The 23,703-nt window shown below is 44.7% G+C and carries 23 protein-coding genes; 7 read left to right on the top strand and 16 right to left on the bottom strand.

The window, feature by feature from the left end:
- Positions 1-25 precede the first annotated feature (25 nt).
- Positions 26-556 carry an endonuclease SmrB gene (smrB, locus tag R7070_RS18325; protein ID WP_005380539.1) on the top strand — a complete coding sequence of 177 codons (531 nt, stop codon included), beginning with the start codon at positions 26-28 and terminating at the stop codon, positions 554-556.
- Positions 557-652: 96 nt separating this feature from the next.
- Here the strand turns inward: smrB and sixA are convergent, their stop codons facing one another.
- Complete coding sequence (gene sixA / locus R7070_RS18320) at positions 653-1,117, bottom strand: phosphohistidine phosphatase SixA (protein WP_005380537.1); 465 nt, start codon at positions 1,115-1,117, stop codon at positions 653-655.
- Between the two features lie 374 nt (positions 1,118-1,491).
- On the opposite strand from sixA, the gene R7070_RS18315 reads away from it, so the two are divergent.
- Complete coding sequence (locus R7070_RS18315; protein ID WP_256900662.1) at positions 1,492-4,269, top strand: insulinase family protein; 2,778 nt, start codon at positions 1,492-1,494, stop codon at positions 4,267-4,269.
- Positions 4,270-4,436: 167 nt separating this feature from the next.
- A complete protein-coding gene (locus tag R7070_RS18310; protein ID WP_005384444.1) occupies positions 4,437-4,691 on the top strand; it encodes a hypothetical protein in 255 nt (84 codons plus the stop codon).
- Between the two features lie 62 nt (positions 4,692-4,753).
- Here the strand turns inward: R7070_RS18310 and fadJ are convergent, their stop codons facing one another.
- Together fadJ and fadI are read right to left on the bottom strand one after the other, a co-directional pair.
- Positions 4,754-6,865, bottom strand: a complete 2,112-nt coding sequence (fadJ, locus tag R7070_RS18305) for a fatty acid oxidation complex subunit alpha FadJ (protein ID WP_085569743.1) — start codon at positions 6,863-6,865, stop codon at positions 4,754-4,756.
- On the bottom strand, positions 6,865-8,172 hold the full coding sequence (fadI, locus tag R7070_RS18300) for an acetyl-CoA C-acyltransferase FadI (RefSeq protein WP_005384447.1): 1,308 nt from the start codon (positions 8,170-8,172) through the stop codon (positions 6,865-6,867). The genes fadJ and fadI overlap by 1 nt, the downstream gene beginning before the upstream one ends.
- Before the next feature lie 720 nt (positions 8,173-8,892).
- On the opposite strand from fadI, the gene R7070_RS18295 reads away from it, so the two are divergent.
- From R7070_RS18295 to R7070_RS18280, 4 genes are all read left to right on the top strand, one after another.
- Positions 8,893-9,468: a sigma-70 family RNA polymerase sigma factor gene (locus R7070_RS18295; protein ID WP_005380528.1), complete on the top strand. Its 576-nt coding sequence runs from the start codon at positions 8,893-8,895 to the stop codon at positions 9,466-9,468.
- The gene (locus tag R7070_RS18290; RefSeq protein ID WP_033907380.1) at positions 9,461-10,192 is read left to right on the top strand and encodes a DUF3379 domain-containing protein; all 732 of its coding nucleotides are present in this window, start codon (positions 9,461-9,463) and stop codon (positions 10,190-10,192) included. The genes R7070_RS18295 and R7070_RS18290 overlap by 8 nt, the downstream gene beginning before the upstream one ends.
- A gap of 297 nt (positions 10,193-10,489) precedes the next feature.
- Positions 10,490-11,749, top strand: coding sequence for an outer membrane protein transport protein (locus tag R7070_RS18285; RefSeq protein ID WP_005380526.1), 1,260 nt, complete (start codon positions 10,490-10,492; stop codon positions 11,747-11,749).
- 309 nt (positions 11,750-12,058) lie between these two features.
- Positions 12,059-13,375: an outer membrane protein transport protein gene (locus tag R7070_RS18280; protein ID WP_005380525.1), complete on the top strand. Its 1,317-nt coding sequence runs from the start codon at positions 12,059-12,061 to the stop codon at positions 13,373-13,375.
- Between the two features lie 74 nt (positions 13,376-13,449).
- Here the strand turns inward: R7070_RS18280 and R7070_RS18275 are convergent, their stop codons facing one another.
- The 13 genes from R7070_RS18275 to R7070_RS18215 form a co-directional block, all read right to left on the bottom strand.
- The gene (locus R7070_RS18275) at positions 13,450-14,223 is read right to left on the bottom strand and encodes a VacJ family lipoprotein (RefSeq protein WP_005380523.1); all 774 of its coding nucleotides are present in this window, start codon (positions 14,221-14,223) and stop codon (positions 13,450-13,452) included.
- Positions 14,224-14,439: 216 nt separating this feature from the next.
- On the bottom strand, positions 14,440-15,654 hold the full coding sequence (ccmI, locus tag R7070_RS18270) for a c-type cytochrome biogenesis protein CcmI (protein WP_104979591.1): 1,215 nt from the start codon (positions 15,652-15,654) through the stop codon (positions 14,440-14,442).
- A complete protein-coding gene (locus R7070_RS18265) occupies positions 15,654-16,139 on the bottom strand; it encodes a cytochrome c-type biogenesis protein (RefSeq protein WP_005380519.1) in 486 nt (161 codons plus the stop codon). Before R7070_RS18265 ends, ccmI begins: the two co-directional genes overlap by 1 nt.
- Positions 16,136-16,690, bottom strand: coding sequence for a DsbE family thiol:disulfide interchange protein (locus tag R7070_RS18260; protein ID WP_005380518.1), 555 nt, complete (start codon positions 16,688-16,690; stop codon positions 16,136-16,138). The genes R7070_RS18265 and R7070_RS18260 overlap by 4 nt, the downstream gene beginning before the upstream one ends.
- 1 nt (position 16,691) lies before the next feature.
- Positions 16,692-18,668, bottom strand: coding sequence for a heme lyase CcmF/NrfE family subunit (locus tag R7070_RS18255; RefSeq protein WP_017635943.1), 1,977 nt, complete (start codon positions 18,666-18,668; stop codon positions 16,692-16,694).
- Positions 18,665-19,150: a cytochrome c maturation protein CcmE gene (gene ccmE / locus R7070_RS18250; protein ID WP_025767177.1), complete on the bottom strand. Its 486-nt coding sequence runs from the start codon at positions 19,148-19,150 to the stop codon at positions 18,665-18,667. The genes R7070_RS18255 and ccmE overlap by 4 nt, the downstream gene beginning before the upstream one ends.
- Positions 19,147-19,353 (bottom strand): heme exporter protein CcmD, encoded by a 207-nt coding sequence (gene ccmD / locus R7070_RS18245; protein WP_005380515.1) that lies wholly within the window; start codon positions 19,351-19,353, stop codon positions 19,147-19,149. The genes ccmE and ccmD overlap by 4 nt, the downstream gene beginning before the upstream one ends.
- Before the next feature lie 11 nt (positions 19,354-19,364).
- Entirely contained in the window at positions 19,365-20,108 is a 744-nt protein-coding gene (locus R7070_RS18240; RefSeq protein ID WP_005380513.1) for a heme ABC transporter permease, read from the bottom strand.
- Between the two features lie 109 nt (positions 20,109-20,217).
- The gene (gene ccmB, locus R7070_RS18235; RefSeq protein WP_256900663.1) at positions 20,218-20,886 is read right to left on the bottom strand and encodes a heme exporter protein CcmB; all 669 of its coding nucleotides are present in this window, start codon (positions 20,884-20,886) and stop codon (positions 20,218-20,220) included.
- A gap of 1 nt (position 20,887) precedes the next feature.
- On the bottom strand, positions 20,888-21,505 hold the full coding sequence (gene ccmA / locus R7070_RS18230) for a cytochrome c biogenesis heme-transporting ATPase CcmA (RefSeq protein WP_005380511.1): 618 nt from the start codon (positions 21,503-21,505) through the stop codon (positions 20,888-20,890).
- Positions 21,506-21,795: 290 nt separating this feature from the next.
- A complete protein-coding gene (locus tag R7070_RS18225) occupies positions 21,796-22,290 on the bottom strand; it encodes a DUF2802 domain-containing protein (RefSeq protein ID WP_025998721.1) in 495 nt (164 codons plus the stop codon).
- A 13-nt stretch (positions 22,291-22,303) separates the two neighbouring features.
- The gene (locus R7070_RS18220) at positions 22,304-22,798 is read right to left on the bottom strand and encodes a chemotaxis protein CheW (RefSeq protein WP_005380507.1); all 495 of its coding nucleotides are present in this window, start codon (positions 22,796-22,798) and stop codon (positions 22,304-22,306) included.
- Positions 22,799-22,833: 35 nt separating this feature from the next.
- On the bottom strand, positions 22,834-23,703 hold an 870-nt coding region (locus R7070_RS18215; protein ID WP_318141268.1), incomplete at its 5' end, for a chemotaxis protein CheW.

Below are 23,703 nucleotides of genomic sequence, written 5' to 3'. Positions count from 1 at the left end.
GTTTATTAATGAAATTGTTTACCTAATGAGCAAAAAAGACACCGAGAACGATGACGATTTCGCCTTGTTTCAGGAAGCAGTACAGGGCGTAAAAAAGTTGCGACAGGATACCATAATCCAGCAACCAAAAAAAAATACTAAGCAAAAAGAAATCAAGCGCTCCAACCGTGAAGCGAGTGACTCTGAATTTTACTTTTCAGACGAGTTTGTCCCTCTATTAAACGATGAAGGTCCAACTCGTTATGCACGTGACGACGTCTCCACTTATGAAGTCAAACGTCTACGTCGTGGCGTGTATGTACCGGACGTGTTCCTCGATATGCACGGCATGACACAGCAAGAAGCAAAACGCGAGCTTGGTGCGATGATAGCCTATTGCATCAAAAACGAGATTCATTGTGCGTGTGTGCAACATGGTATTGGGAAACACATCCTGAAACAGAAAGCCCCACTTTGGTTAGCACAGCATCCTGACGTTATGGCTTTTCACCAAGCGCCACTAGAATTTGGTGGTGATGGTGCGTTGTTAGTGTTGCTTTCAATTCCTGAAAAGTAACAAGCTTGCTGTAGACACGACGAAACGAAAAGGCAGGGATCTCCTGCCTTTCTTATTCTGTCTCTAATTTGCAAACGCTTATTTTGGTTTAGACACTTATGGCGTAATATGCCATAGCACTTCACCATTTTGTGTTTGTAAATCATATTCAATGCACACTAGCCCTGATGTAGGAAACATCGGTGGTGTCATGTCTTTTACAAACTCTGAAGTCAGATAACCGACCAAAGGCAAATGCGATACGAACAAAAGCGAGTCCAATTGTTCGACTTCTATTAACGCACTTGCGAAATCGAAGACATGCTCGGACTGGCCATAAGGTGTAATATCTTCACAAGTTTCAATGCTTTTTGCAGAGAAATACGCACTGATCTCTTGCCAAGTTTGTTGAGCTCTAATGTACGGACTCACCAACACTTTATCGAATTGCGCAAAACCCTGTTCTTTACAGGCTCTCGCAACCGCTTCTGATTCGACTCTGCCTCTTGGGGTCAATTGTCGTGCTGCGTCTGAATCTGCAAAATGCTCGGCTTCACCGTGACGCATGATGAATATTTTCATGTTATTTCCTAGGGATAGCTAACGCTACCAAAAGGTTGACTGCTATCTTTATTAGATAGACGGGGCTAACTTTAACAATGACGAAACAAAAATACTGATATAATTATCTGTTCATTATACCAATTCGCTTGTTAAAGATAGCGACTTTCTTAACAATCTATTAAAAGAATGTACTCAGTTCATCACACTATTTAACTGTGCAATGAGTTCAGAGCATTCACTCAAACAGTTCTTCCCCATACGCAAACGCGATGGGCCTGTGCAGAAGTCTACGAATAACAAAAATACGGCAAGCAGTATTTGTCGAAACGCAAACTTTGCGCCCCCCGCGAGGGGAGCCTAAATTACTGTAATGCGAAATCTGGAGACGCATCGTGCATCTAAGTCCTAACGATTCAAATCAATACCGCTACATTACCTTGAGCAATGAACTGCGTGTACTGCTGATTCATTCCGATACAGCTCAACAGTCGGCAGCTGCTCTGGCAGTGAACGTTGGACACTTCGACGACCCAAACGATCGCCAAGGTCTGGCACACTATTTAGAACACATGCTTTTTTTGGGTACGGAAAAATACCCTAAAGTGGGCGAGTTTCAAAGCTATATTAGCCAACACGGTGGAACAAACAACGCTTGGACTGGTACAGAGCACACTTGTTTCTTTTTCAACATTGCTCCAAATGCCTTTGAAAGTGCCTTAGATCGATTTAGCCAATTCTTTACCGCACCTTTGTTTAACGAAGAAGCATTAGACAAAGAACGCCAGGCTGTCGACTCCGAATACAAGCTCAAACTCAATGATGATTCTCGTCGCCTGTATCAAGTTAACAAAGAAGTCATCAATCCAGAGCACCCGTTTTCAAAATTCTCTGTCGGAAACTTAGATACTCTTGGCGACCGAGATGGTAAATCCATCCGCGACGAAATTGTGGAGTTTCACCACTCTCAGTATTCCGCCGATTTGATGACACTGACTCTATTTGGGCCACAGTCGCTCGATGAACAGCAAGCTTGGGTAGAAACCATGTTTGCCGACATCCCAAATCACCACCTTCGTGGAAAATCGATTGATGTACCGATAGGCACTGAGGAAAGCACGGGCATTTTGGTTCAAGTCGAGCCGCTCAAAGAGTTCCGTAAACTGATTCTCACATTCCCCATGCCGGGAATGGATGCGCATTATAGCGTGAAGCCACTCTCCTACTTTGCTCACCTGTTGGGTTATGAAGGAGAAGGCAGTTTGATGCTTCAACTCAAAGAAAAAGGCTGGATTACTTCTCTCTCAGCGGGCGGCGGCGCGAGTGGCAGTAACTACCGAGACTTTACCGTAAGCTGCACCCTGACGCCAAACGGCTTAGATCATGTTGATGATATCGTTCAAGTAGTTTTTCAATACCTCTCGATGATCAAACAAGACGGGTTAGATGAATGGCGCTATCTCGAAAAACAAGCGGTATTAGAATCGGCTTTTCGCTTCCAAGAGCCATCGCGCCCAATGGATCTCGTCAGCCATCTGGTGATCAACATGCAGCACTATCAACCGGAAGACACGGTTTATGGTGACTACAAAATGGCGGGCTACGATGAGGAGTTACAGCGTTCATTGCTGCGATACTTAACCATCGATAATGTACGCGTCACTTTGATTGCTAAAGGCCTGGAATACAACCGTACTGCCGAATGGTACTTTACCCCGTACTCCGTCACACCTTTTAGTGAAGACCAACGTCGTTTCTATCAACAAATCGACCCAAGCTGGCAATTCGTCTTACCGGAAAAGAACCCTTATATTTGCTACGACCTCGACCCCATGCCACTCGAAAATGGTGATTCACTGCCAGAGTTGATTGAGGATCTCGAAGGGTTTCGGCTGTGGCATTTGCAAGATGACGAATTTCGCGTGCCAAAAGGTGTCGTTTATGTCGCTATCGACAGCTCTCATGCCGTTGCATCACCAAAGAACATCGTCAAAACGCGCTTATGTGTAGAGATGTTCCTCGATTCGCTAGCAAAAGAAACCTATCAAGCAGAAATCGCAGGGATGGGTTACAACATGTACGCTCACCAAGGTGGCGTGACCTTAACCCTCTCAGGGTTCAGTCAAAAGCTGCCTCAGTTGCTAGAAATGATTCTACACCGTTTTGCTTCTCGAGATTTCAGCCCTGCTCGCTTTGAAACCATCAAACAACAACTGTTACGAAACTGGAGAAATGCTTCACAAGATCGCCCTATTTCGCAGCTGTTTAACGCACTTACTGGGTTACTTCAACCCAATAACCCGCCTTTCGCAACCTTAGTCGAAGCGCTAGAAGAAATCGAAGTCGATGAACTCTCGGTATTCGTAGAATCCATTCTTGCAGAACTGCACGTTGAAATGTTTGTTTACGGAGACTGGCAACGCCAGCAAGCCCATGACATGGCTACGACCTTGAAGGATGCTCTAAGAGTTAACGAGCAACGTTATGAAGAGGCACTTCGTCCGCTCATTATGCTAGGTAAAAATGGCAGTTTTCAACGTGAGGTGCATTGTAACCAGCAAGATTCCGCGGTCGTTATTTACCACCAGTGCGAGGATATTGAGCCTCGTAGTATCGCGCTATACTCATTGGCCAATCACCTTATGTCGGCAACGTTTTTCCACGAAATCCGTACCAAGCAGCAATTAGGTTACATGGTAGGCACTGGCAATATGCCGCTAAATCGTCACCCTGGTATTGTACTGTATGTGCAGTCACCTAATGCAGCACCTGCCGAGCTGGTTACCTCAATCGATGAGTTTTTAAATGCCTTTTATATGGTGCTGTTAGAGTTAAACGATTACCAATGGCACAGCAGTAAGCGCGGCTTGTGGAACCAAATAGCAACGCCGGACACCACACTTCGAGGACGGGCTCAACGTCTTTGGGTTGCGATAGGAAACAAAGACACTGAGTTTAACCAACGTGACAAGGTACTTGCGGAGTTGAAGAAGCTGACGCGCGCAGACATGATTCGCTTCGTTGTGAACGAATTGAAACCTCGTACTGCAAATCGTTTGATCATGCACTCTCAAGGTCAAGCGCATTCGGAGGCTCCGCGCATCCATCTAGGACAAGAAATAGGATCGATTGAAGAGTTCCAACTTCGGCCAAAAGATTGCGGCTTGGGGTGATCTAGTTGCGCAGAAATAAAATTGTCGATTACTAGAATGAACCTACAAACCCATGAGGTTGTCGGTCTCATAGATTGAATCGGCACCATAATTGGCAGAAAATTGAAATTGCGCCATTGCGGCTTATGCTCTAATTACCGCACTAAAAATAACTTAATGAGGTAATCATGAAAAAAGCACTTTTACTTGTGGCTCTTATACTGCCATTGGCATCTGCTCACGCTGAAATCTCAGTCAAAGGCGATGGTTTCGAACTAAGTGACGACTGTGTGCGCCTTAGCGGAGACAATGTATCCATCAAATCAGATGATTGCTCTTCAAAACAGTGGAATGATAAAGACAAAAAAGGTAATAGCAGCGTTCACGGGGACGACAACCCTGGTAAAGGCCACAATAAAGATAAGAAAGACAAGAAGAAGTAACCATTTCTTCTTTATGAAAAAGGCTTGCCACTGGCAAGCCTTTTTCTCTACCGAAGCAACCTTTAATAGAACGTTGTCCCTTCACCAGCTCGAGTAAGCAAACCATCACATGGCGCGTAACGATCGCCATATTTCGATGCAAGCTCATTCATTTTCTCTACGAGCTCCTTAATACCAAATTGGTCCATGTAACGGAACGGGCCACCCAAGAACGGTGGGAAACCAATACCAAATATCGCGCCAATATCACCGTCACGTGGCGAGCGAATGATGCCATCATCCAAACAACGTACCGCTTCATTCAGCATTGGCAGCACACAGCGCAACGCAATATCGTTATCGCTTAGCTTAGATTCAGGGTCGAGCTTAAGCAGTTTGTAAACCGATTTGTCGACATCTTTCTTCTTGCCCTTATAAGTGTAAAACCCCTTACCACTCTTGCGTCCTTTACGTCCATCATTTAACAAGATATCAAACACATCCGGCCCTTTGAATCGGTCACCTAACTCATTAACCAGGATCGGCATAATTTTCGCGCCAATGTCGACACCAACTTCATCCAACAAGGTAATCGGGCCAACAGGGAAACCAAAATCAAGCAACGCCGTATCAATCTTTTCGATCGGTTCGTTAGCCAACAAAATATGCGCCGCTTCGTTCATGTATGGAGCAAGAATGCGGTTCACGTAAAAGCCCGCTTTGTCTTTCACTACGATCGGGGTTTTACCTTGCTTCTTAGCAAGTGCAACAACTGTTGAAACGGTTTCATCTGACGTCGTTTCATGCGGAATCACTTCCACCAACGGCATTTTTTCTACCGGGCTGAAGTAATGCAAACCCACTACGTTTTCTGGACGCTCCGCTTTTTCTGCAATTTTGTGGATAGGCAACGAAGAAGTATTGGTCGCAAAGATAGTTTCTGTCTTAGCGTTCGCTTCAATGTCCGCCACCATTTTTTGCTTAAGATCTAGGTCTTCAAAAACGGCTTCAATTACGACATCAATATGATTAAAACTGGTAAAGTCGACACCACCAGACAGTTGCAGCATTTTCGCTTGCAGGTCGGCCTTGGATAGAATGCGACGTTTGCGCTGTTTCTCAAATAACTTGTAGTTGTAGTTGAGCGCGTTTAAAACGCCATCGTTGCTAACGTCTTTGATGCGAACAGGTACTTTTGCTTTTGCAACAGACACATGGCTGATTCCGGCGCCCATCAGACCACCACCAAGCACACCAACTTTATGAACTGGTGCTGGTTTCGCATCCGTGCCATTTTCTTTCTTCATTTCTGTTGTGGCAAAGAAGATCGAACGGAGCGCTTTTGACTCTGAGCTCATTACAAGCTCACCGAAGCGCTTCGCTTCAAGTTCTTGGCCTTTAGCGAAGCCTTTCTCTAAGCCATGTTGAATAACTTCTAGAATTGCAACCGTTGCTGGATAGTTACCACGGGTTTTTTGATTCGTTTTCTTCGCAGCTTGCTCAAATACAAACTTGCGCCCTAGCCCGCTACCAGACATCACCTTTTCTTTCGTCGATAGCTTTTTCGTACCCTTGTTTTTACCTTTGTCGATAAACTGTTTTGCTACGTCGAGCAAAATGGTGTCCGGCACACAGGCGTCCACAACGCCCAGTTTTTTAGCTTTCTTCGCACGAAGTTGTTTACCCGTCAGGATCAAGTCCAACGACGGTAACAGGCCAATCAAACGTGGCAGACGCTGAGTACCACCAGAACCTGGCAATAAACCAAGTTGTACTTCTGGCAGACCTAAACGCGTTTTGTCAGAATCCGTACAAACACGATAATCACATGCAAGAGCCAGTTCTAAACCACCGCCCAAACATGGGCCATGAATAGCCGCAACGACAGGATAAGGTAAGTCCGATAGCTGCTGGAACAACTCCTGACCCTGCCTTGCTAAGGCTTCCGCTTCACTTGCTGTGGTGCATGCTTCTAGCATTCTAACATCTGCGCCCGCAACAAAATTGTCCGGTTTTAGGGAGTGGATGATCATCCCTTTAATACCACTGGAGTCTTTTAGCTGAGCAAAAATTTCTTTCATTTCGTCAGCAAAAGCCGCCTGCAGCGTATTCATTTTTTCATTAGGAACATCGATGGCTAACCAAGCAATATTTTGCTCATCAACCTTTAGACTAAATGCTTTTTGCTCGCTCATTACTCAACCTCCAGAATCATTGCCGCACCAAGACCACCAGCAGCACATGCAGTATTCAATGCAATACCACCGCCACGGCGTTTTAGCTCTCGTAGGGTTTGCGTCATCATACGCGCACCAGTCGCAGCAAATGGGTGACCATAAGCAATTGATCCGCCAAGCACGTTGAACTTATCCATATCAATTTCACCAATCGCTTTTGAGCGACCAAGGTTTTCTTGAGCAAACTTATCGGAAGCAAACATCTTCACATTCGCCAATGCTTGAGCAGCAAAAGCCTCGTGCATGTCGATCAACGTCAGGTCTGACAGTTCCAAGCCTGTATTTTCAAGCACTTTCGCTGTGGCATAAGTCGGCCCCATCAGCATGTCCTTTTCCACGCCGATAGCAGAGAATGCATAACCTCGGATGTAACCAAGGATCTCCATTCCGAGCTCTTTCGCTTTACCTTCTCGCATCAACATCACTGCCGCACCACCATCAGTCAATGGCGTACTGTTCGCAGCCGTAACACTGCCATACTGACGATCAAACGCAGGTCGCAATTTCGCGTATCCCTCAACCGTTGAGTCATGACGAATATTGTTATCTTCCGAAATCCACTTTTTGTATGGTTCAGGGAAAGCCGTCATCACTTCATCTTGGATTTTTCCTTCTTTCCAAGCTTGAGAAGCCAGCGTATGAGAACGATGTGCAAGCGCATCCTGTTCTGCGCGAGAAATACCATGTGTTTTAGCCATTTGCTCTGCAGTTTGTCCCATGGATAAACCCGTAGAGTACTCTGCTACTGCTGGTGGCACTGGCATCAGGTCTTTAAAGCTCAAGTTTTTGAGGATACTAAGCTTCTGACCCATTGTTTTTGTCTTACTAAGAGCAAGCAGATTAGCGGCCAGTTTCTTTGATACGCCAATAGGCAGGACGGAAGAAGAGTCTGCACCGCCAGCAATACCAATATCAATGGTTCCCGCCATGATGCTTTCTGCGACATTAACCGCCGCTTGAAAACTCGTCGCACACGCTCGAGTCACACTGTATGCATCAGTATGGATGTTCATACCAGTGCCTAACACGATTTCTCGTGCGATGTTTGGCGCTTCAGGCATTTGTACTACTTGTCCAAATACCACTTGTTCGATTAGCTTCGGATCAATATCTGTTCGAGCAAGCATTTCGCTTACTACCATTTTCCCTAAATCGACCGCTGGCACTTGGCTAAATTCCGTGCTTTGACGAGCAAAGGGAGTTCGAAGCCCCGCGACAATAGCGACACGCTCACCATTGCGTGTTTTTACTTCCTGCTTGCCCATTGTTTCTCCTTAAATACAAGAGGTCTGACCTGATGCATTGTAATGAATTTGTTAAATTTATCAAACGTGCGTTTAAATAAACGTGAAGCAAGTAGTTCAATTACCCTACTTCTTTGATTCTTATGCGATTACTAATGGTTAACTATAGAGAGTTAAAACGGTAAGAGGTATACGGAAAGTAAAATCGAAGCAAAAAAAAACCACACATAGCTGTGTGGTCGGAATATCTATAAAACAATTAACTTACGCCAATTGAAAAGTAATCAGTTTCCTGATTAGGAGAAAGTAAAGTCAGCCTTCAAAAGGAAGTGTCATCTTGCTCAACATGTTAGTCGCAATGACTAACGAGATGACAAGGTGTACTATAACCCCTTCACTGCTTGATATTTTGAAATAGATCAATTTTATAGTGATTTTACGAGTTTTAAGCTCATCTAGAACGATTATTGATTCAAAACAATTCAAGAATCCACCATCAGAAGTCCCTTTTAATGCTCCATCGAGTGAACTTATCCAAGCCATTGATTACTAATGATGATATTGTTAACAATATATATCAATTCGTGTTCGATGATATCTGACATTTGCGTATACACTTTTAGGTAACCACATGGCTTATTGTGTCAAAGGGGTTGCATGACAAATCCTGCAACCAAAACCGCTAAGCGATGAAACAAGTAAAGTCATGCTCAGAACAAGTAAGAAACTCACAGAGCGAGGATGGAGGCTCCTGTGGCCATATTAAAAATGTTTGGAAAGAAAAATTCCAACAGTCCGGTCAACTCTGATATGGACAAGCAAAGAAAATACGAAGCGCTCGTCCGAGGGTATCATCGTGACTTGTACCGCTACGCATATTGGTTGTGCAAAGATAAAGCGGTCGCGGAAGATCTAGTTCAGGAAACCTGTCTTAGAGCTTGGAAGTCACTCGATAGCCTCCAAGACGAAAAAGCTGCCAAGTCTTGGCTCATCACAATATTGAGACGAGAAAATGCGCGCCGCTTCGAACGTAAACAATTTGATTTAGTTGATATCGATGATTACGGCAATGATGCTAAAGTCAGCGATGACTCACATCATCAGCAAGAATGGCTGCAGGCACAGATCATGAAGCTCGATGTTGAATACCGTGAGCCTTTATTTCTCCAAGTTGTCGGTGGTTTCAGTGGAGAAGAGATTGGCGACATTCTTGATTTAAATAAAAACACAGTGATGACTCGACTATTTCGCGCTCGTAATCAACTTAAAGAGATGTTGGATTCTCAAGATACCAAGAGAGGACAAAAGAATGGATGATTTAGAATTTCGTCGTCGTATTTTGTCGGATCCAAAACAAAAGGATGAAGAGATTCTGCAAGCTTTAGCTGGTAGCGACGCCAACAATAAGTTTGTTGATGACGTTTTGGATCTCGATGTAAAAATTAAACAAGCCATGAATGTGGATGTACCCGAAGATCTCGCAGATAAGATTTTATTTAGCCAGACGTCGAGTGCACTTGATGAAGAGAAGGTCGTAAGACCAAACTTTGTCCGCAAAGCAATGGCACTTGCCGCTTCTATTGCGTTCACCGCAGGGTTATTAGTTGGCCAAGTAAACTGGGGAAATGTTTTGGTGTCTCCAGCACAAGCCAGTTTAGCGGATACCGCGATGAAACACGTTATTCATGAAGAACCGTTTGTTCGTCATCTTGATGAGGATGTACCGAGCTCGCAAATTAATGCGAAAATGTCGCCATTTCATTACCAGTTTAGTGAAAACTTTCCATATCACGTTTACTACCTAAACCACTGCGGTTTTGGCGAATCCAATGCGGTGCATATGGTGTTCCAAGGTCCAAAAGGTAAAGTAACGTTATTTATTACTGGTATTCCAAGCGAACAAAGTACCGACTTTAGTAAGGATGGCATGACCGGAATCGTTCAGCCCGTCGGGAGTTCAAGCCTGATTTTAGTCGGGGAAGAAGGTGAAAATATTGATGCGCTCGCTACGACTCTTGCATCAATGATTAAGCCGATGTAACAACTTCGACGATTTCCAGCCTTCAAAAGGTTAAATGCCGCTAAATGATCTTATTTAGCGGCATTTTTGTATAAATAGAACACAAAACATTCACCACCCCTATCGCATTTAGAGCTTAAACTCTAAATTATGCATTTTAAGTGCAATTTCCCGTCTTTTAGACATCATTTCTGCAATTTTTATTCAATTTTATCCAATGGTCGGATTTGTCCAAGCAACTATTGATACTACTATCTGCGCCACTGAGCAAAAGCTCAATTTATCGTCCAAAGAGACGAATCTAATAAGGAAAAACAAATGACTCAGAACACGCGTCTGTTTAAAAAGACTCTCCTAGCAGTAACGGTAGCTTTTGCCTCAGGTCAATCGATGGCAGCGGGTTTCCAAATCAACGCTCAATCAGCAACTGGCATCGGCCGTGCATTTGCTGGTGATGCGGTAATCGCAGATAATGCAGCAGTAATGGCTCGTAACCCAGCAGCAATGGCTCTGTTTGATAAAATGGAACTGTCGCTAGGTTTCGAAAGCATTACTTCAATGATTGAAGTGAAAGATGCGAAATATAACGTTAATACTCCTTTGGGCTCCAATACTGTAAGTGTTGCTGATACTGATGATGTGGGTGATACGTCAATAGCTCCAAACATTCACCTAATCGTTCCAGTAAATGACAAGTTTGCATGGGGCGTAAACGCATACTCTAATTTCGGCACTAAAACTGAATTTTCAGATAACTACACCGCAAAAGAGTACGGTGGTCTTACGGATGTAAAAAGCTTCAACTTTGGATTGGCGGGTTCTTACCGTTTAAACGAACAATGGAGCTTTGGTGCTGGTTTAGATTTAATCTACGGCCAAGGCACAATGAAGCGTACAACTAGCTCTTCAGTCCCAAGGGTTGGCGGTCAAAAAATTCTGGACGTAGATAAAGCTGATGGTTGGGCTGTTGGTTTTAACGTAGGTACTGTGTACGAACTAGATGAAAACAACCGTTTTGGTCTAGCGTATCGTTACAGCCCTGAATTTACGGCGAAAGACGACAAAGGTCAGGAAATCACGCTACCTCTACCAGATATGGCCGAGTTTTCCGGTTTCCACAAAATCCAAGACACTAAATTTGCTGTACACTACAGCATCCAATACATCGGCTGGAAAGATTTCGACCAAATTGATTTTGAGAACCTAAATCAGGGTTTACTTAAAGGTGGTTACTCGAAAGACTATCAATGGCAAGATGGCTGGCACTACGCAATTGGTGGTACTTACTACCTAAACAACAACTGGACACTTCGTGCTGGTTACATGTACGACACAAGCGCTCAAGATAAAGTAACGTCTATCTCGGTACCAGACTCAGATCGCCAGTGGTTCTCCACAGGTTTCTCTTACCATATTGATAATAGCTCAAACATCGATTTTGGCTTCACGTACTTGTTAGGTGAAGATGTAAAAGTTAATGAGAATACTCAATTAGCTCCTGGTCTTTCTACCGGTGTAACAGCAACAACTCATGCTGATGCAATTCTATTCGGCTTACAATACAGCCGTAGCTTCTAAACGCTTCGCTGTTAGTTAGTAGAAAAATACTTTATATAAAAGGCTGGATTTCCAGCCTTTTTTCATATCTGCGATTTATTGCCCACTCAATTTGAGTGAACACGTGTATCTAAATCTCACAATTAGGACGCACAGCTGTTCGCTGAATTCCGTTTACAAGCCTTTCACAGTTAGATTATTAAACCACATAAATAATATTTGAAAGGATAATATTCCAAATGACCACTTGCGCTGGATTTTCATTTCTAAAGTAAAAACTCTACCTTTAAACTTTCGTCCCACGTTATAAACAAATCAGCGAACATTCGAATGAAAACCAACAAGACTCTTCTATCAACAGCAGTGGCATTAAGCCTACTTGGCACAACGGGCATGGCTAACGCAGCAGGTTTCCAACTTGCTGAATATTCTGCAACAGGCCTAGGTCGAGCATATGCTGGTGAAGCTGCAATGGCTGACAACGCAAGTGCACAATGGCGTAACCCAGCAATGCTAACTTATTTGGAAGGCACTCAAGTGTCCGTTGGTGCAATCTATGTGAACCCAAATATTGATATTGAAGGTGATGTAAACTTCCACGGTAGCACTTCTTCTGCATCTTCAGATGACTTCGCACATGATGCAATCATTCCAAACTTCTACCTATCACACCAATATAATGAGAAATTCGCGATTGGTTTGGCATTTGGCACCAACTACGGCATGGAAACCGATTTAGGTAAAGGCTTTGGTGCATCGCACTTTGGTAACGAAGCAAGCGTAACGACAATGGAAGCGAACTTAAACGCAGCTTACAAAGTCAATGAATCGATCAGCGTTGGTGGTGGTATCCGTTACATCATCGGCGAAGGCAGCTTTGGCGCAGCAGCTCCTAAGAATAACGTTGTAGGGTTAAATCCTGAAACTAATCAACCAATCAGTGTTCCTCAAGGTACCGCTCTAAAATACATGGAAGGTGACGATACCGCTTGGGGCTGGCAAGTTGGTACAGCATGGCAGATCAATGAAAATAACCGTATCGGCTTCGCGTACAAATCTGAAGTTGAACTGAAGCTTGAAGGCCATGCTGAAGGTCTTGGTTTTGGCTTCGGTACTTCTGAGCGCGACAACGGCTACATGTATCTAAACCTGCCTGCAACGGCTGAGTTGGCAAGCTTCCACCAAGTAACAGACCAACTTGCGTTACACGCAAGCGTTAACTGGACGGATTGGAGCTCTTTCGAGAAATTGGAAGCACGTCTAAATACTGCTGGCACGCATATGGTTAAAGTAGAAAACTGGGAAGACAACTATCGCTTTGCTGTTGGTGCTACTTACCAGCTTGATCCTAAGCTAGCGCTACGCACTGGTATTGCATACGATACTTCAGCGGTAAGCGACAAAAACCGCACGATTACTATTCCAGAAACTGACCGCACTTGGCTAAGTATTGGCGCAACGTACGATTGGACGAAAGACTTCAGCCTAGACGCTGGCTTCACCTATATTTTTGCGAAAGACGCACCAATCGTTGAGTCTCGTGGTTACAAGTCAGACGACACTGCAGAACAAGTCGGCGGCCAATTTGTAGGCGAAACTACGGGTAATGTTTGGCTAATCGGTGTTCAAGCAAACTACCGTTTCTAACCAAGCTGCAAAATACAAAAAAGGCTTAGCATCAGCTAAGCCTTTTTTCATTTCTCGATTATGAAGAACAACGCTTAAAAGTCTTCTAGATATTCATCTAAATACTCTTCTTCTTCGATGTTAACTTCTTCTACCGTTTCAACTTCTGCTTTAAAGTTTTGACGCTGGATATAAACATCGCGAGTTAGAATATATGGATCCGGCGACGAGTCTAGCTGCGCTTCTTGCGGTACTAATAAAGCACGCTTCTCCATTCCTTCAAACGCCCACTTACCCAAACTCGCCCAGAAGTTGAGATAAGAGAGGGGTAAATACGTACTATCTACGGTATCTGTCACTTCACGTAAGGTATACGGACCATAACCTGGAACCATGAAGTAAGGACCATTTCCAACACCATAGTGGCCTACTGCATCACTGAACGCTTTCTCGTCGTACTTCGTAATACCCGCGGCACTTGCAATATCGAATAAACCGAAAATACCGAACGTCGAGTTAATCCAAAAACGGTTAAAGTGGTCCACGGCTTTCGTACCATTACCCATGATTAAGTTATTAACCATGCTTGCTGGCTCATCTAAGTTCGATAAGAAGTTAGCAATACCAGAACGAATAGGAACTGGCGTGTATTCTACATACGCAAGTGATACAGGACGAACCAAATACGGATCTAAATATTCGTAGTTGAGTTCCCACATGGTTCGGTTAAAGCCTTCCAACGGGTCATACACATCAGAAGTCGTTTGATTTGTTTCTTGTCCTGTTACTGCTTCATCAGGCGCACTTGAACAGCCAACCAGTCCAACGGCTAACAGCAACAAGAAGGTAGATTTACCCTTGTTATACATTTTATTTTCCATAACGACTATTAATGTACCTAAGTCACCCCGATTAACCATAGTACGTATGTTGAGCAGGATACATAGTAAAGATGACTCAGATATGGGAATAAATAAAGGCCAGCAATCGCTGGCCTTCGGTATTCTACTCGATCGTTTAGAGTCATACCACTAAAGGCAACTGACTCTACCTCGTTGTCATGTTTCAGAGACAGATGTTAACAATTAATACTGCTGATCAATGGTCACTTCTACTGGTGCGCCAAATTCAACGACGTCACTTTCTCCGTGCCAATCTTGATCACGCGTTGCTACGTTACCGTCAGAATCTACACGCACACGGACGATTAGCTTATCGAGTGAAGATAACTTTTGCCCTTGCATCATGGCATTGCCATCATCTAATACGACTGTGCGAGGGAAAGTACCTAGCGGATAACGAGCAGCAGCCACAGGCATTGGAGAGCCATCTGAACGATGTACTGACACAATCAGAACTGCGTTTGGATCCAACTGAGCATTTGGTGTCACATTAATTGTCACAGCTACACTCTTATCCGGTGAAACCGCTTCGCCCATTTGCTTACGGGCACTCTCAATACTGCGTGACAACATCTCGTAGCGGCTATCTTCTGGACCAATCATTTGCTGCATGATTCCCCAATACTTGATGGCTGCCGGGAAGTCTTGACGCTCAAACGCATCGAACGCTAACAAAGAAAACACACGCAGGTCGACATAGTCTTGCTGCATCAGCTTGCCGAGTAATGAGCGAGCCGTCGCTTGATCCATTTCCTCTTGAGACAGCATCAGAGCTTGTGCATAACCCAACATCACATCAGGATCTTTGGGCTCTAGGCGGTATGATTTTTCCATCGCATCGATAGCCGTGGTGACATCACGATTTGCTAACGCAATACGACCTAGCAGTAACCAACCTGTCGAGTCTTCCGGCTGGTAATGTAAGCGAGTTCGAAGCGCAAGGGTCAAATCCGCCATTTCATCGTCACTCAGCGGCTCAGAAGAAGCCGACATCAGCTTTTTCGATAACTCAGGTAGATTTGCAGACACTTCTTGCCATTGAACAATATCGTCTGACGCGCCAAATTTATAATACAAACCATAGCTCAGCACCACCGTCAGAATTACCGATGGAACTAAAACCGCGATTGGAGAAACCTTGGTTTCTTTTTGCGCTTTATCACCAGGGATATCGTCAAGCAGTGATTGCTTTAGATCAGAAATCAGTTCGTCTTCACTTTCAACAAGACCTTCGTCAGTTTCTTCTGCAAGCTCAGATAGTCGGTCTTTATAAAATGCCTTGTTGAGCTCATCGCGTAACACATCATCATTGTTCGCTTTTTGTTTAAGCAGCGGCAAAGCCACCAGCGCACAAGCAATAAGCGTGAGAGCAACGGTGGAAATCCAAAATAGTGTCATTACTTCTTATCTCCGTTGTTCTCTTCTTCAAGCAATGCTTTTAAACGAGCTTCTTTTTGCTCATCCCATTGCTCGTCACTGCTCGCTTTTGCCTTAACTTTAGATTTACGGCTACGCAGTACAATCAAACCAAAACCACCCAGTACTACAGCGAGTGGCCCTAGCCACAAAATCGCAGTCGCGACCGTAAATGGTGGGTTGTAAGTCACGAAGTTACCGTAACGGGCGATCATGTAATCAACAATCTCATCTTTGGACTTACCTTCTTTGGTCATTTCGTACACCTTATGGCGTAAGTCCTGAGCAAGTTCAGCGTTAGAATCCGAGATCGTGTTGTTCTGACATTTAGGGCAACGGAGCGTATGGCTTAACTCTTTGAACTGCTGTTCTTGTTCCAAATTATCAAACTCGTACACTTCAATGGCCGCATGAGCAGCAAGAGATAATGTCATCGCAGCAAAAACGGCAAGAATTAGCTTTCTCATTGCTTCGCCTCCTCAACCAATTTGTTGTAAAGCGGCTCCAGTGTTTCTGACCAATTACGTGGGTTTACATCCCCTACATGGCGATAGCGAATCACACCATTTGCATCAATAATGAATGTTTCTGGAGCACCATAAACGCCAAGGTCAAGGCCAAGCATACCACTGCCATCAAATAGGCTGATCAAGTACGGGTTGCCGAGATCATTCAGCCAACCTATTGCTTTATTACGATCATCTTTGTAATTCATACCGATGATCTTAACGCCCTTACCCGCCAATTCGTTTAGGTATTTATGCTCTGCATAACACGTTGGGCACCACGTTGCCCAAACGTTCAAGAGCAACGGTTCACCTTTAAAAATTGATTGGTCGTACTGTTTTCCAGGCTCAGCCAGATCTTCTAAGTGAAATTCAGGAACAGGCTTACCAACCAAAACCGACTCCAATTTAGTTGGATCATCGCCCTCTTGGTTACGCATTAATTGGGTTGCGAAAATGCCCGCTAGAATCATGAAAGCGACAAGCGGAATAAATAAGATTTTCTTATTCATGTTATGCCTCCTGCTCTTTTGACTTCGCGTTTTTCTTCGGCGATTTACGGAAGCGGTAGCGTTTATCAGAAATCGCTAGTGCGCCGCCTAATGCCATAATCAAAGAGCCAGCCCAAATCCAACGAACGAACGGTTTATAGTAAATACGAACAGCCCAAGATCGGTTGTCGTCTAAACGTTCACCCATTGCAATGTATAGGTCGCGGCTAATACCACGGTCAATGGCTGCTTCAGTCATCATAGACTTAGCCGTACGGTAGAAGCGCTTCTCTGCGTGAAGCGTATTCACGTATTTGCCATCATGTGTGATCTCAAAGTCTGCGATGTAGCCATCGTAGTTTGGACCATCTTTATCACGCAAGCCTGAGAAGTAGAAATCATAGCCTTGAATTTGGAAGTGTTCGCCAGGTGCTAAACGTACATCACGCTCGATGCTGTAGTTCTGTACCATCGCAATACCGATAACAGATACCGCCAGACCAACATGACCCAACATCATTGCCCAGTGGCTACGTTGCAGCTTGCGAACACCTTCACTAAAGCTATGACGGTGCGTTGCGCGCTCGTACAGTTCAAAGCCATGCATCGCAATAATCCAAATCGCCATCACCCAACCAATGTAAGCCATGGTTGAGAAGAAATCAGCAAACAGGTACACGCATAGCGCGGCCAAGGCGAAAGCAAGCACACCTGAAACGAGCATTGGCTTCACAAGTTTAGATAAATTGTCTCGCTTCCAACGAATAAGAGGGCCAATACCAAGCAGGAAAGCAAATGGCATCATTAACCACGCAAATAGCATATCAAAGAATGGCGCACCGATAGAGACCGACCCCAAACCAAGCTGCTTGTGTACGAGCGGCAACAGTGTCCCCACTAACACCACAACAAGAGCGGCGATAAGTAATACGTTGTTGGCTAAGAGCGCATTTTCACGTGAGACTAAGTCGAAGTTACCTCGTACACGCACTGCTGCCCCTTTTACGGCAAACAGCAATAAAGAGCCGCCGATAACGAAAACGAGGAAGCCTAGAATAAACATACCGCGCGACGGGTCAGACGCGAACGCGTGCACCGATACTAAAATACCGGAACGGACTAAGAAGGTGCCCAACAAACTCAACGAAAATGCAGAGATTGCCAATAGTACCGTCCACGCTTTAAATGTGCCGCGTTTTTCTGTCACGGCAAGAGAGTGCATTAATGCGGTACCCGCTAACCAAGGCATGAATGATGCGTTTTCTACTGGGTCCCAGAACCACCAGCCACCCCAGCCAAGTTCGTAGTAAGCCCACCAAGAACCTAGTGCGATACCAAGTGTTAAGAATACCCATGCTGCGGTTGTCCAAGGACGAGACCAACGAGCCCAAGCCGTATCAAGGCGTCCGGTCATTAGGGATGCGATCGCAAAAGAGAATGCAACCGAGAAACCAACATAGCCCATGTAAAGCATTGGCGGGTGAACAATCAAACCAGGGTCTTGAAGCAGAGGGTTCAAGTCACGCCCGTCAACCGGGAAGAACGGTAACGTACGTAGGAATGGGTTTGACGTTAGGATGATAAACAGTAGGAAACCCACTGAGATCATTCCCATAACAGCAAGTACACGTGCAACCGACTCTTGCGGCATACCACGACTAAACGTCGCTACAGCGACAGTCCAAGCAGCTTGGATTAACACCCATAGCAACAGTGAACCTTCGTGCGCACCCCATACTGCGGTTAAACGGTAGTACCAAGGAAGCTGACTATTCGAGTTGCTCGCTACATACTGTAACGTGAAGTCGTTGGTATAAAATCCCCAACATAAAATGGCGAAAGAGAACAACAGCATCAGGAACATAGACCAAGATAGCGGTCGCGCTGTGTTCATGAGCATGGTGTTATTATTCGATGCTCCCCACAATGGCAATACGCTCAACAGCACTGCCATTGCAAGCGAAAGAATGAGAGCAAAGTGACCGATTTCAGCAATCATTGGCCGCTTCCTTGTATCTGTTCGGTGCTGTATTGAAGCGGTTCATGCGTTTTCTTCATCGCTTCTGCAATTTCTGGTGGCATGTATTCTTCATCGTGCTTCGCTAGGACCTCAAATGCCTCAACTGTCGTGGCATCTTTCAGTACGCCTTGAGCAACAATACCCTGCCCTTCACGGAACAAGTCAGGAAGAATACCGTCGTAGGTAATCGTCACTTTCGGACCGACATCGTGCAGGTCAAAACTCACTTTCAAAGAATTAGGATCTCGACGAACTGAGCCCACAACCACCATTCCACCGATACGCAGACGCTGGCCTACTTCTGGCTTGGTGCCATCTGGCTTACCATTAACCAATTCCGTTGGAGTATAGAAAAGGTCCATATTTTGGTTAAGCGCATAAAGTATCAAACCAATGGTGGCACTAATACCGATAAAGATCGCTAGTACAATACCTAGCCTCTTTTTACGTCTCGGGTTCATAAGGTGTTCTCCATGTTCTTCGCTGCGTCGATACGAGCTTGACGGTCAATTTTTGCTTTCACTTCTTTCAATAATGCATCACCGCGGCGAAGGCTAGTGATCAGAAGAATCAGCATGGATAAGAAAGTAATACCAAACGCACTCCATACGTATGATGCGTAGCCACCCATGGCAAAAAAGTCGCTCAGAGATTCAAAATGCATAATCAGTTACCTCACTGAGTTTGTTCTGTTGCGAGTTTGCGCACCCAAGGGCGGTGACTTTCTTTACTGATGATTTCGTTACGAAAACGGACCATCGTCACGGCACCAAAGAAGAACGCAAAGCCAAAGATGTTCAGCAATAACGGCCAAAGCATGTCGGATGAAATAGAAGGTTGTTCAAATTTCGTGATCGTCGCACCTTGATGAAGCGTGTTCCACCATTCCACGGAAAAGTGAATGATAGGTAGGTTTACTACGCCTACGATCGCTAAAATACCAGCAGCTTTTGCGGCGGTTTTTTGATCGTCAAACGCATGGTAAAGCGCAATCACACCAAGGTAGAGAAATAGAAGAATCAATTCAGATGTAAGACGGGCATCCCATACCCACCAAGTGCCCCACATAGGCTTGCCCCAAACAGCACCTGTAAGTAGAGCAATAAAAGTAAATACTGCACCAATCGGAGCCATCGCAAGTGCCGCCATATCAGATAGGCGAACTTGCCATACTAGGCCAATAAATGCAGCGATCGCCATCGACATATAAACGCCCATAGACCAAATAGCTGATGGGACATGAATGTAGATGATTCGGAAACTGTCACCTTGTTGGTAATCTGAAGGCGCAAATGCAAGCCCCCAAACCGTACCAACCGATAAGCATACGAGGGCCAATACAGAAAACCAAGGCAGAAACTTACCACTCAAACGATAAGCTGCTTCTGGCTTGGCATAAGGATGTAGCCATTTCCACATGTTTTGTTCTCACTCTTACTTCAGGGACACTGTCTAAAGGGTTGAGACCGTAGCAGTGCTTTAATAATAATTCTTTGATCAAGCGCCACTTCATTGGCACTTTATTGAGTTAGTTAACACTAACTCGCAATGCGGCACTGATGGCAAAAGGCGTTAATGTCATCGCCCCCATTAGCATCGCACCTAAAATCGCTAGTTGACCGTTATACGCCATACCGAGTGCCGCAGCATCAATTGCCGATGTTGCGAAAATCAAAATTGGGATGTAGAGCGGAAGAATAAGCAAACTCAAAAGAACGCCACCCTTTTGCAACCCAACAGTCAACGCCACACCAATGGCGCCAATAAAACTTAGTGTTGGTGTACCGATCATCAAGGTTAATACAACCGATAGCCAAGTATTGAAGTCGAGCGAAAGTAAAACCGCCAATAATGGGCTAATTAAAATCAGAGGTAACCCTGTTAACAACCAATGTGCTATGACCTTTGAAACCACGACAAGTTGCAATGGAATCGGCATTAGCATCATTTGTTCTAGTGCACCGTCTTGAAAATCATCACGAAATAGACGCTCTAATGATAATAAGGCGGACAGCAATGCGGCAACCCAAACGATGCCCGCTGCAATACGTGCTAACAAATTAGGTTCTGGTCCAATACTCAGAGGAAAGAGAGTAATGACAATAATAAAGAACCACAGCGGGTTCAGAATGTCTGCCTGACGGCGAAATGCGATTAAGAGCTCACGACGAATGATGTTGGTCATCGAGGAAATCATATCAGTCACCCAGCTTTATTTTTCTAAGTTTCGGGCTGTCCGCAAACATATCTTGATGCGTCGTCAACACAACAATACCGCCATTATCAGCATGACTTGCGAACAAAGATTCAAGCACCTTGACACCTTGCTTATCAATGGCAGTCAACGGCTCATCTAAGATCCATAAAATTTGCTTACTGAGCCATAACCTTGCCAATGCGACTCGTCGTTGCTGACCTGCGGAAAGTTGTGCTACAGGCACATCTTCTCGGCCAGCTAATCCTACTTGAGTCAAAGCGATGAAGATTTCTTCGTCTGAAGAGCGATTATTTTGAATAGATTGATAAAAACGTAAGTTTTCTAATGCGGTAAGCTCTCGTTTCACTCCTGTTTGATGTCCTAAGAAAAGCAGATCTTGATGGAAAACATCACGAGATTTTTCAACCTCTTCGCCTTTCCATTTAATGACACCTTCTTCTCTATCACCTAACCCTGTCACAATCCGTAGCAATGTAGTTTTACCAGTACCATTACGCCCTTCGATCTGGACCAATTCACCAGGCTTAATTTCAAACTGCAGGTTTTCAAACAGAACCCTTTCATCACGGATTGCTGTCAGGTTAGACACTTCTAACATAGAGCTTCAACTAAAAAATGAACGAGCCGCTATATTAGCACAGCTTAGTTATGACAAAACAGGATAAGAGGGCTAGGTTACATGTAAGTTCATGTATTTTTGTTAATTAATCATCACACTTTAATAAAATTAACTATAAGTAGTTATAAGCGCTCATTTTGAATTTGAGAGGCCAGAGCTAAGAGCAAGATCGACTGAAGGTTATCTAGGGGTGTATTTAAGAAGAGCATTAGCGGCTAAAAACAAAAAAAGAGGCGTAATAACGCCTCTTTTTTATCGCTTGATAACCTTTAGCGTCGACGACGTCCACGCGCTGGATATTCTGCGTCATCTGATGGCTGACCACTTAATGGTGGAATCTTCTCTTTCCCTGCCAGTTTCTTCTGCAGTGAAAGCATCAACTCAGCTTCGGCTTTTGGTAGTTCGCACTCTTCAATCAGCTCGTTGATATCAGCGCCAAGCTGTACCATTTTAGAAGCGCGACTGTACAAGCGACCATCAGTATCAGCGTGTTCGAGTTCGCGAATTCTCTCGTTTAAGTGCTGAATAATGTCTTGTTGCTCCGTCACTTTTTGCCCAAGACCAACGACAACCGAGCGCACTTCGAGTAACTGCTTACTCAACTTTTGCACTTCTTTATCTGCGTGTCGAGATTGAGCTCGTTGTTGGTCTAACTGCTTTTGTAACCCCGAGCGAATCCGCAGTTGCAAAACAACCAATACTAACACGATAAAAGCGACGCCACCCGCAAGGAATGGAGCAGATAAAAGAGTCTCTTCAGCCATCATCATTCAGCCATTAAAGGTGAGCCATCTCGTCCCACTCGTCATCTGTTAGCAGCTTGTTCAAATCCACAAGGATAAGAAGCTTGCCGTCACGGTTGCTCACACCCTGGATGAACTTCGCACTCTCGTCGGTACCAACTGAAGGCGTCGTATCAATTTCAGAAGAACGCAGATAAACGACTTCTGCCACGCTATCTACTAAGATACCAATCACTTGACGCTCAGACTCGATCACAATAATACGAGTGTTGTCGGTGACTTCGCCTTCCATCAGGCCAAAACGTGAACGTGTATCGATAACAGTAACTACATTACCGCGTAGGTTGATGATACCAAGTACATAATCTGGTGCACCTGGAACAGGGGCAATTTCAGTATATCGAAGTACTTCACGAACTTGCATTACGTTGATGCCGTACGTTTCTTCTTCTAGCTGGAACGTCACCCACTGAAGAACTTCGTCATTCGATGCATCTTTCTTCACTTCTACTTCAAAAGCTTGAGACATAGTTAATCCTCGTTAATGTCGTTCCCGACTTAAATCTAATTCAGTGATTTGACATCTAAACCGGCGTTTAGCATGTCAATGAGCGCCTGGACATGAATTAAGGCACACATTTTTTCTTTTACCATGCCCGCTAGCCAAGGGCGTTTACCCGCCTGCTCACGCCAGCGAACCTTGTCGATATTAAGCGTTTCAGTCCCCATTAATTGGTTACTGGCCAACCCCCACATGCTCTCACCAAGCATGACGACATATTGGTAGTTATCTTTATAGCTATCATCACGAAGCTTATCTGCCATCACCCATTTCGCGGTATCGACGACATCAAACTGTTGCTCGCGATTTGTTTGTAGCCCCAAATACCAGGCGGGTTTTCCTATCAAATGGTTAAGCTCGCTAATGCGATGAATACCACCTAACTCATCAAGAGGTACAGCAAACGTGACACCATTCACATCAAAGTAAAGAACTTGGAAGTCCTCACTTCGCTTCGTACTCTTCCAGACCGTTGGTATATCGGAATCTGCTTGTGTTTCGAGTTCAGTATCGACGTTCGATTCTATATTGATACTTTGTTCGATCACTGCGTGAGGTTCATCCGCCTCTGGTTGAGCTTCCTCAAAAACTGGCTCATCAATCACCCAGTCCTGTATTTCCTCAACACCCTGAAGCTCAGGCACCTCACTAAAGGTTTGTACCTCAGGCTCAGCCGCTTTTATCTCTGCTGCAATATCAATCGTATTTTGTTCAAGAATACTATCAATATCCAACTCAGCCACTGGGTTGCTTGCTTCAAGCTGACTTAATAGCCTTTGAACATCTTCCAGGTTTGGAGCTTCCAACTCTGGCGGATATGTTTCTTGAAACTGGTACGTTTCTGGCTCCGAGTATTGTAGCTGCAATTCTGG

Source organism: Vibrio sp. 1557 (assembly GCF_033340175.1).
GTDB classification, from domain to species: domain Bacteria; phylum Pseudomonadota; class Gammaproteobacteria; order Enterobacterales; family Vibrionaceae; genus Vibrio; species Vibrio alginolyticus.
The sequence above is the reverse complement of the archived record's forward strand: the minus strand, read 5'-3'. Positions and strand labels throughout refer to the sequence as shown.